Source organism: Streptomyces sp. NPDC093111, assembly GCF_040683955.1.
Taxonomy (GTDB): Bacteria; Actinomycetota; Actinomycetes; order Streptomycetales; family Streptomycetaceae; genus Streptomyces.
The window spans coordinates 1-5,483 of sequence record NZ_JBFBNW010000043.1 but is presented as its reverse complement, the minus strand read 5'-3'; the positions used below and the strand labels follow the sequence as shown (position 1 = coordinate 5,483).

The window sequence follows — 5,483 nt, the reverse complement described above, 5'->3', positions numbered from 1 at the left end:
AGGGTCTCGACGGCGACGCGGGAGGTGGGGTCCTCCTTGAGCAGCGCGTCGAGGATGGTGTCACTGATCTGGTCAGCGATCTTGTCGGGGTGACCCTCGGTGACGGACTCCGAGGTGAACAGACGACGGGACACAACGCTCCCTGGGGTTGCAGCGGCTGCTGGCTACTCGTATGCGGACCGGCAGGGGGCTGCGCCCCGCGACGTTCCGAGAACAGTCTATCGGTCACGATCGGGTATCTGGCCAGGACTCCCGGCACGTGATTCGCGGAGGGGAGCGGAAATCACCCGCCCCGAGGGGCAGATTGTCCGGTTTTCGTCGTTTTACCTCCCCCGTGACGACGAAAACCGGACGGTCAGTTCTCTTGACGGGGACTCCGCCGCGTCACATCTGCCACCCATGTCACACCCGACTGTGTCAGGACGGTGCCGAAGATGGCGGAGACACGGGACGCCGGGAGCGGTCGTGGCAGGTCAGGGCCGCTGTGCGCGCAGGCGCGGGAGCACCAGGTCCCAGACCGTCTCCGCGAGCGCCTCCTTCGGGCCGTACGGGACGGGGGTCTCGGTGCCGTCGGCGGCGAGGACCACGGCCTCGTTCTCCTCGGAGCCGAAGGTCTTGCGCTCCCCCACCTCGTTGACGACGAGGAGGTCGCAGCCCTTGCGGCGCAGCTTCGCGCGCCCGTTGGCGAGCACGTCGTCCGTCTCGGCGGCGAAGCCGACGACGACCTGGCCGGGCAGGGCGCGCTCGGCGGCGAGCTCGGCGAGGATGTCGGGGTTGCGGACCAGCTCGATGGTGGGGGCGCCGCCGTCGTCCGTCTTCTTGATCTTGCCGGTGGCGTAGGCGGCGGGCCGGAAGTCGGCGACCGCGGCCGCCATCACCACCGCGTCGGCGTCGGCGACGGCCTTGAGGACCGCCTCGCGCAGCTGGACGGCCGTGCCGACGTGCACGACGTCGACGCCGGCCGGGTCGGGCAGGCCGGCGTTGGCCGCCACCAGGGTGACCCGGGCGCCCCGCCCGGCGGCGGCCTTGGCGAGGGCGTAGCCCTGCTTGCCGGAGGAGCGGTTGCCCAGGTAGCGGACCGGGTCCAGGGGCTCCCGGGTGCCGCCCGCGCTGACCACGACGTGGCGGCCGGCCAGGTCGGGGGCGGTGACCCCGCGGGCCAGCACGCCGCGGCAGATCTCGAAGATCTCGCCGGGGTCGGGGAGGCGGCCCTTGCCGGTGTCGACACCGGTGAGCCGGCCGACGGCGGGCTCGATGACGACGGCGCCGCGGCGGCGCAGCGTCGCCACGTTCTCCTGGGTGGCGGGGTGCTCCCACATCTCGGTGTGCATGGCCGGGGCGAAGACGACCGGGCAGCGCGCGGTGAGCAGCGTGTTGGTGAGCAGGTCGTCGGCGAGGCCGTGGGCGGCCTTGGCCAGCAGGTCGGCGGTGGCCGGGGCGACCACGACCAGGTCGGCGCCCTGGCCGATGCGGACGTGCGGGACCTCGTGGACGGACTCCCACACCTCGGTGGAGACCGGGTGGCCGGAGAGCGCGGACCAGGTGGCGGCGCCGACGAAGTGCAGGGCGGAGTCGGTGGGCACGACGCGGACGTCGTGTCCGGACTCGGTCAGCCGCCGCAGCAGCTCGCACGCCTTGTACGCGGCGATTCCGCCGCTCACGCCCAGGACGACCTTCGGCTTGGCCACGACTTCCCCTGCTCCCGCGCTCGGATGCTTACGACTCCATGAGACACCACAGGCCCGGCGGGTGTTCCGCCGGGCCTGTGGTGACAAACATGACAACGTGGGGTGCTCTACTGCGCCGGGTCCGCGATCTTCTCGGAGGTCAGCAGGCCCGCGTTGATCTCGCGCAGCGCGATCGAGAGCGGCTTCTCGTGGACGTGGGTGTCGACGAGCGGACCGACGTACTCGAGCAGGCCCTCGCCCAGCTGCGAGTAGTAGGCGTTGATCTGGCGCGCACGCTTGGCCGCGTAGATCACGAGGCTGTACTTGGAGTCCGTCGCCTCAAGCAACTCGTCGATCGGCGGGTTGATGATGCCCTCGGGCGCGGTGATGGAAGAGGACACGCTCTACCTTCCGAAGATGGAAAAAAGATCAGACAACGTTCATCAACGTTAGCAGCTCGCGAGCGACGTCCTCGACCGAGGTGTTGACGAGCGTGGTGTCGAACTCCGACTCGGCGGCCAGTTCGACCTTCGCGGCGGCCAGCCGGCGGTCGATCACCTCGGGCGACTCGGTGCCGCGGCCGGTGAGCCGGCGGACCAGCTCGTCCCAGCTCGGCGGGGCGAGGAAGACCAGCTGGGAGTCGTCCATGGACTCCTTGACCTGGCGGGCGCCCTGGAGGTCGATCTCCAGGAGGACCGGCTCACCGGCCTCCAGGCGGTCGAGGACCGCGCCACGCGGGGTGCCGTAGCGGTTGCCCGCGAACTCGGCCCATTCGAGGAGCTCACCGTTGGCGATCAGCTTGTCGAACTCGTCGTCCGTCACGAAGAAATAGTGGACGCCGTGCTTCTCGCCGGGGCGGGGCTTCCGTGTCGTGGCCGACACCGAGAGCCAGACCTCGGGGTGGACCTTGCGCATATGAGCGACGACCGTGCTCTTGCCCACCCCTGAGGGGCCGGAGAGCACGGTCAGCCGCGGACGTACCTCTGCTGCCATGCAGCGATTATTCCAGCTTCACCGGTGTGCCCGGGACCCGCGCCCCGGGCACACCCGGGGCGCGTGCCCCCGGTCAGGCGCCGGTGCTGCCGAACTCGCGCTCCAGGGAGGCGATCTGGTTGGAGCCGAGGCCGCGGACCCGGCGGCTCTCGGAGATGCCCAGGCGCTCCATGATCTGCTTGGCGCGGACCTTGCCCACGCCCGGGAGGGACTCGAGCAGGGCGGAGACCTTCATCTTGCCGATGACGTCGTTCTCCTGGCCCGACTTGATGACCTCGTGGAGGGAGGCGCCGGAGTGCTTGAGTCGATTCTTGACCTCGGCCCGCTCCCGGCGAGCCGCGGCGGCCTTCTCGAGCGCGGCTGCGCGCTGTTCAGGGGTAAGGGGCGGAAGAGCCACGCCTACGTCACCTCGGATGTCGAACTGTCGGATACGGACCGGTGGGAAGCTGTACGCCGCACACCAGTGGAGCAGCGACCGACGCGAGTACGTCGAACGCCGACTCTGCCCCGGAGACTAGCGGCCAGGGCCGCTCCAGTCAGCGAGAACAGACGAAAACTCCAGGTCAGCATCCATCGGATCGGTCTTTTAGGACAAATCACCCCGGATTTCGGTAAGGATTCCGCCAAGGACTCCTCGACCGGCGTCCGGGATTCGTACAGGGAGCACCGGCCGATCGGCTCCGGACCGGCTTCCGATCGGCGCGCGATCACCGGTGGGCGTACCCCACCACGTCCCTGAACGCGGCGAATCCCCGCCGGGCGAGCTCCGCACGCAGTTCGCGCAGCACGTCGAGCGGCGCCGACGGGTTGTTGAAGATCGCGGTGCCGACCGCGACGCCCGAGGCGCCCGCCGCGGCGAACTCCAGGGCGTCCGCGCCCGAGGTGATCCCGCCCATGCCGATGATCGGCACGGCCCGGAGGCGGCCGTCCCGCATCGCCGCGTACACCTGGTGGACGCAGCGCACCGCGACCGGGCGGACGGCCGGCCCGGACAGGCCGCCGGTGACACCGGCGAGGGCGGGCCGGAGGGTGTCCGGGTCCATCCGCATGCCGAGCAGCGTGTTGATCATCGACAGTCCGTCGGCGCCCGCCTCGACGCAGGCCGCCGCGATGTCGACGATCGAGGTCACGTCCGGCGTGAGCTTGGCGTAGACCGGCAGGGCCGGGTCGGTGGCCGCCCGTACCGCGGCCACCACGTCATGGGCGGACCTCGGGTCGGCCGCGAAGACCAGACCGCGGTTGGCGACGTTGGGGCAGGAGATGTTGACCTCCACGCCGACCACCCCGGGCCGCCCGGTGAGCCGGGCCGCCGCCTCGGCGAACTCCTCGGGCCGCTCCCCCGCCACCGACACCATCACACGCGCCCCCCGCTCGGCGAGCCAGGGCAGCTCGCGGGTCACGAGATGGTCGATCCCGGCACCCTGGAGGCCGATGGAGTTGAGCATGCCGCTGGGCGTCTCCGCCATGCGCGGGGTGGGGCGGCCCTCACGGGGCCGCGCCATGACGGTCTTGGTGGTGAGGGTGCCGAGCTCGGCCGGCGGGACGAAGGCGGCGAGCTCACGGCCGTATCCCGCACAGCCGGAGGCGGTGCCGACGGGGTTGGGGAGGGTGACGGAGCCACCCAGTACGGCCGACATGTCGACACCGGCGGGATCGAGGGGGGTCATGAGCGGGCTCCTTCCCGGGGTTCCCCGGACGGGGCGGACGGGACGGACGAGGCGGACGAGGCGGACGAGAGAGATGTGACGGGCGGGGCCGACGGGGATCCCGGCGTGGTTCTCGGCGCGGAGCCGGACACGGAGTCGGGTCCCGGCCCCGTCCCGCCCGGTTCCGGCCCGCCCGGCTCCGGCCAGCGCACGGTCGTGCCGTCGAAGACGGGGCCCTCGGTGCAGGAGCGGACCAGGCGGGTGGCCCCGTCCGGGCCGGCCACCGGCAGCACGCAGGTCATGCAGACGCCGAAGCCGCAGGCCATCGCCTCCTCGACGGCGGTGTGGCTGCGGGCGCCCTCGGCGACGGCGACCTCGGTCACGGCACGCAGCATCGGCATCGGCCCGCAGGAGTGCACGACGGTCGCGCCGACGGCCCGGATCATGGCGGCGAGCGGGTCGGTGACCCGGCCCCGCGCCCCGTACGAGCCGTCGTCGGTGACCACCGCGACGTGCGGGGTCAGGGCGCGGGCGGCGGCCACACCGAAGAGCCGGTCGGCGGTGGCGGCGCCCAGGACGAGGCCGACCCGGCCGCCGCGCGCGAGGATCGCCTCGGCGAGCGAGAACATCGGCGCGCTCCCGTAGCCGCCCGCGACCAGCACGGCCGTCTCGGGGGTGTCGGCGAGGGGGAAGGGGGTGCCGAGCGGCGCCACCAGGTCGACGGTGTCGCCGGGGCGGTGCCGGGCGAGCGCGCGGGTGCCCCTGCCGTGCTCGGCGAAGATCAGCTCGATCGTGTCGGCGGCCGGGTCGGCGCGGTGGATGGAGAACGCGCGGCGCAGCGGCGTGGCGGAGTCACGGCCCCCGATGGCCAGCGTGGCGAAGTGGCCGGGCCGGACGGCCTCGGCGACGCCGGGGGCGCGTAGCAGCAGCCGGTGGTAGGCCCCGGCCGGTTCGATGCCGAGTATGCCGGCGGGAGTCTGTACGGGCCGCGCCACAACCGCTCCGATCCTGGTCAGCGCCCCGGACGGGCGCGTCCGCCCTCCAAACTGCCCGCGCTCGGCGGGCCCGGCCAGAGTCGAACGCCCCGTCCCCGCAGGGCACTTCGGCCGTTCGCGCGAGGCGGGCGACTGTGCCGAAGACCCGTGGGCGGGGCGGATAGGGAAGGGGCCGCCCCCGC

7 protein-coding genes are annotated in these 5,483 nt (G+C 72.4%); all 7 read right to left on the bottom strand.

The features are described 5' to 3' along the window. Positions 1-134, bottom strand: a 134-nt coding sequence (locus tag AB0Q96_RS39045; protein WP_365334136.1) for an S-adenosylmethionine synthetase N-terminal domain-containing protein, incomplete at its 3' end; no start/stop codon positions are given. Positions 135-473: 339 nt separating this feature from the next. After that, positions 474-1,688: a bifunctional phosphopantothenoylcysteine decarboxylase/phosphopantothenate--cysteine ligase CoaBC gene (gene coaBC, locus AB0Q96_RS39040; protein WP_365334134.1), complete on the bottom strand. Its 1,215-nt coding sequence runs from the start codon at positions 1,686-1,688 to the stop codon at positions 474-476. Positions 1,689-1,795: 107 nt separating this feature from the next. Then, positions 1,796-2,068 carry a DNA-directed RNA polymerase subunit omega gene (gene rpoZ / locus AB0Q96_RS39035; protein WP_046907460.1) on the bottom strand — a complete coding sequence of 91 codons (273 nt, stop codon included), beginning with the start codon at positions 2,066-2,068 and terminating at the stop codon, positions 1,796-1,798. 28 nt (positions 2,069-2,096) lie between these two features. After that, entirely contained in the window at positions 2,097-2,660 is a 564-nt protein-coding gene (gene gmk, locus AB0Q96_RS39030) for a guanylate kinase (RefSeq protein ID WP_365334132.1), read from the bottom strand. A gap of 73 nt (positions 2,661-2,733) precedes the next feature. Then, entirely contained in the window at positions 2,734-3,057 is a 324-nt protein-coding gene (locus tag AB0Q96_RS39025; RefSeq protein WP_030693098.1) for an integration host factor, read from the bottom strand. Positions 3,058-3,367: 310 nt separating this feature from the next. Further along, positions 3,368-4,327 (bottom strand): dihydroorotate dehydrogenase, encoded by a 960-nt coding sequence (locus AB0Q96_RS39020; RefSeq protein ID WP_365334130.1) that lies wholly within the window; start codon positions 4,325-4,327, stop codon positions 3,368-3,370. Next, a complete protein-coding gene (locus AB0Q96_RS39015) occupies positions 4,324-5,301 on the bottom strand; it encodes a dihydroorotate dehydrogenase electron transfer subunit (protein ID WP_365334128.1) in 978 nt (325 codons plus the stop codon). The genes AB0Q96_RS39020 and AB0Q96_RS39015 overlap by 4 nt, the downstream gene beginning before the upstream one ends. Between the last annotated feature and the right edge of the window lie 182 nt (positions 5,302-5,483).